This is a genomic window from Neobacillus fumarioli NBRC 102428 (assembly GCF_001591485.1).
Lineage (GTDB): Bacteria > Bacillota > Bacilli > Bacillales > Cytobacillaceae > Neobacillus > Neobacillus fumarioli.
In genome coordinates this window covers 1-3532 of sequence record NZ_BCUZ01000192.1, presented here as the reverse complement: position 1 = coordinate 3532, position 3532 = coordinate 1, and the positions used below count along the sequence as shown (strand labels likewise).

Annotated in this window: 3 protein-coding genes; 2 read left to right on the top strand and 1 reads right to left on the bottom strand. The window is 41.2% G+C overall.

The window, feature by feature from the left end; all coding sequences use genetic code 11:
* Positions 1 to 27: 27 nt before the first annotated feature.
* The gene (locus tag BFU02S_RS15285; RefSeq protein ID WP_066372506.1) at positions 28 to 942 is read right to left on the bottom strand and encodes an RluA family pseudouridine synthase; all 915 of its coding nucleotides are present in this window, start codon (positions 940 to 942) and stop codon (positions 28 to 30) included.
* Positions 943 to 1062: 120 nt separating this feature from the next.
* Between BFU02S_RS15285 and BFU02S_RS15280 the strand changes: the two genes are divergently transcribed.
* A complete protein-coding gene (locus BFU02S_RS15280) occupies positions 1063 to 1461 on the top strand; it encodes a YhcU family protein (protein WP_066372503.1) in 399 nt (132 codons plus the stop codon).
* Positions 1462 to 1658: 197 nt separating this feature from the next.
* Positions 1659 to 3401, top strand: a complete 1743-nt coding sequence (locus BFU02S_RS15275; RefSeq protein WP_066372501.1) for a phospho-sugar mutase — start codon at positions 1659 to 1661, stop codon at positions 3399 to 3401.
* The last annotated feature ends 131 nt before the right edge of the window (positions 3402 to 3532 follow it).

The following is a 3532-nucleotide window of genomic DNA, read 5'->3' as shown; positions in this document are numbered from 1 at the left end:
CAGGCTAACCAAGGCGCTTCCGCTTTTCTAAATTTGATACACATCAATGTCCTTAAAAATAACAGGTTCATCTGTAAAAGGTGCAAAGCAGACGACTTTTTCCCCGGTAAAAGGATGGGTAAATTCCAGTTTAATGGCATGAAGCGCCTGTCGGTCTGCAATCGGCTTTCCGCCGTACAAAACATCTCCGACAAGCGGATGGCCCAGGTGGCTGAAATGAATACGAATTTGATGAGTTCTGCCTGTGTCAAGCCAACACTTAACATATGTTACATGTTGTGTGTAATCTTCTTTTAAGACTTGATAATGGGTGATGGCTTCCTGACCAGAAGGCGATACTCTCCTTCTGGTCGGATGGTGACGATCGCGACCGACAGGTTTGTTAATGGTTCCTTTTTTTTGCTTTAAAAGGCCATGTACCAAAGCGATGTAAGTCCTTTTGATTTCTCGTTTGACAAGTATACGGTCTAATATGGCTCCAGCTAAAGCATGTTTGGCGAACACAATGGCGCCTGTTGTATCCCGGTCGAGCCGGTGCACTTGACGAACATTTCTCATTTCACCGTTCGCCTGCATATGAAATTGCGCCGCATTTAAAAGGGTTTCCACGTCGTCTTTGTCATTTGGGTGAGTATTTATAAATGGGGGCTTATTCATGACTAGGACATGGTCATCTTCATAAAGGATCTCAATATCCCGATAGTAAGGCGGAACAAGAATCTCCTCTTCTTGGAAAAGAAGAAGTTCTAATCGTTTTCCAGCGGTCAGTGGTACGTTCCAGTTTGCCTCAGTCCCCTCATATCGGACCTTCTTTTCCATTCGAAAAGTATGGGTTAATTTTTTAGGAGCTTCCCACTCAGAACGAAAAATCTCCTCGATTGTTTTCCCTTCCCATTTTTCCGGAACGGCAATTTGCCACCAATCTCCTTTGCGCTCTGTCATCACTTGTTATTCTCCTATTCACTCTGGTTTTAATTACCACGTCAATACCCGTTTTATTATGTTATTCTTATCATATATAATACAGACAGAAAAAAGGGTTGGCAAAGGTGGGTTTTATTCGTGAAAATTGTTTTTGCCTCGACACCGAGTCAAGAAGAAGAAATTGTTGATCTTGTAAAATATATTTATGAAAATATTTTTCCGCAATATTTTTCTGATGAAGAAATTGAGCAGTTTGAACAGTTAAAGGTATTACAGCCGACTGATCAGCATTTTAAAGAATTCGGCACATTAAAGGATGCTTTTCAAGTGATGGCGAGTATCCAGACATTAATCTCCATTTTAGAGTCTTCACAGCTGGATGAACAGTATGCTGAACTATTCAATCGAAATGCAGCCAATTTACGGGAATTTGGCTTGTTTTTTCCTTTTGAATATGATCAGTTTACGACAGCAAAGAATATGAAACATACGATGCTTAGCATGTATTCCAAAGCGGATAATGAATTATTGATATAGAACCAAACGACCTGCAACTATTTGCAGGTTTTTTTATACGGAGGGAAGCCATTTTGTGGTACGATAAACGCGGGATTCTGGTAAATTTAAACTATGAGAAATTTGTCGGGAAATATTGGGCATTTTATAAAGGAATTCAGAATCCAAATAAAGAAATTATAGTGTGAAAAGATTTGACAAGAAGGAGGGTCCGATCAATGGACTGGAAAACAGCAGCGAAAAGATGGATGGAGTTTGAAAACTTAGATCCAGAATTAAAAAATCAATTAGAAAAAATGAAGGAAGACGAGAAACAGCTGGAGGATGCTTTTTACAAAAATTTAGAATTTGGCACCGGAGGGATGCGCGGGGAAATCGGCGCGGGAACAAACCGGATGAACATATATACGGTCCGTAAAGCATCAGCGGGCTTGGCTCAATACATAGAAGATCAAGGCAAGGAGGCAAAACAGCGCGGTGTCGTGATTGCCTATGATTCCCGTCACAAATCACCCGAATTTGCCATGGAAGCAGCAAAAACGCTGGCTACAAGGGGAATTCAAACATATGTATTTGATGAACTCAGACCAACCCCGGAGCTGTCCTTTGCTTTAAGACATCTGCAAGCTTTTTCCGGGATTGTGATTACAGCCAGCCACAACCCGCCAGAATATAACGGCTATAAAGTTTATGGGCCAGACGGTGCACAGCTGTCTCTTGAACCAGCAAAAGAAGTAATTGAAAAAATAAATACCATTGATAATGAATTAGTAATCGAAGTGGAAAGCGAGGACAGTTTGCGCGCTAAAGGGTTGATTAAAATTATTGGTGCGGAGATTGATCATGCCTACATTGAAAAAGTCATCACAATTTCTGAGAATGCGCAGCTTGCGAAAGAAACGGATCTGAAAGTGGTCTATACGCCGCTTCATGGAACTGGAAATAAGCCTGTCCGTGCCGCTCTGGCCCGTTTAGGCTATCAACATGTTACAGTTGTGAAAGAACAAGAACTTCCAGACCCGAATTTTACTACCTTAAAAAGTCCAAACCCGGAAGAACCTGCTGCTTTTGAGCTGGCGATTCGCGATGGAAAGAAGACTGGGGCTGACCTGTTAATCGCTACTGACCCGGATTGCGACCGCTTAGGGATTGCCGTTCGCAACTCAGAAGGGGAATACGTCCTCCTAACCGGAAACCAAACCGGTGCCTTACTTCTTGATTACATCTTAACGCACAAGAAGGAGAAAGGAACCTTGCCGGAAAATGGTGTCGTGTTGAAAACAATCGTAACGTCTGAATTAGGAAAGAAAATTGCTTCTTCCTTCCAATTATCAACTGTAGATGTATTAACCGGGTTTAAATTTATTGCCGAAAAAATTAAAGAATATGAAATGAGCGGCGAGCATACTTTCCTTTTCGGCTACGAAGAGTCCTATGGTTATTTAATCGGCGACTTTGCCCGCGATAAAGATGCTGTACAGGCGGCACTGTTAGCGGTAGAAGTATGTGCTTATTATAAACAGCAGGGCTTGACGCTTTATGAAGGACTGAAGCAAGTATTTGAAAGATATGGTTTTTATCAAGAAAAGCTTAAATCATTAACTCTTAAGGGCAAGGAAGGAGCCGAATCAATCAAAAACCTGTTAGCTTCTTTCCGAGAGGAGCACTTAACCGAATTGGCTTCACATAAAGTGGTTGTGATGCAAGATTATTTAAACAGTTTACGCAAATCTCAAAATGGGGAAGAAAAAATCAACTTGCCAAAATCTGATGTATTGAAATACATTTTCGAAGACGGCTCTTGGGTGTGCCTAAGGCCATCAGGAACAGAACCAAAAGTGAAGTTTTACTTTGGAGTACACAGTCCTAGCTTGGAGGAAAGTCAAACAAAGCTTGAAGCTATTGAAAAAGCATTTATGGATATTGTCGACCAAAAAATGAAAACAGCACAAGAAGCTTAAAAGAAAATCCCGAAAGGCTTTAACCTTTCGGGATTTTCTTTGTAGATGAATGAATAATGCCTGAATCGGCGTATTTTTTCATTGAAGCCCCCTTGGATATGGGTTTCATTCCCCGGATGAAGCCCAAATTT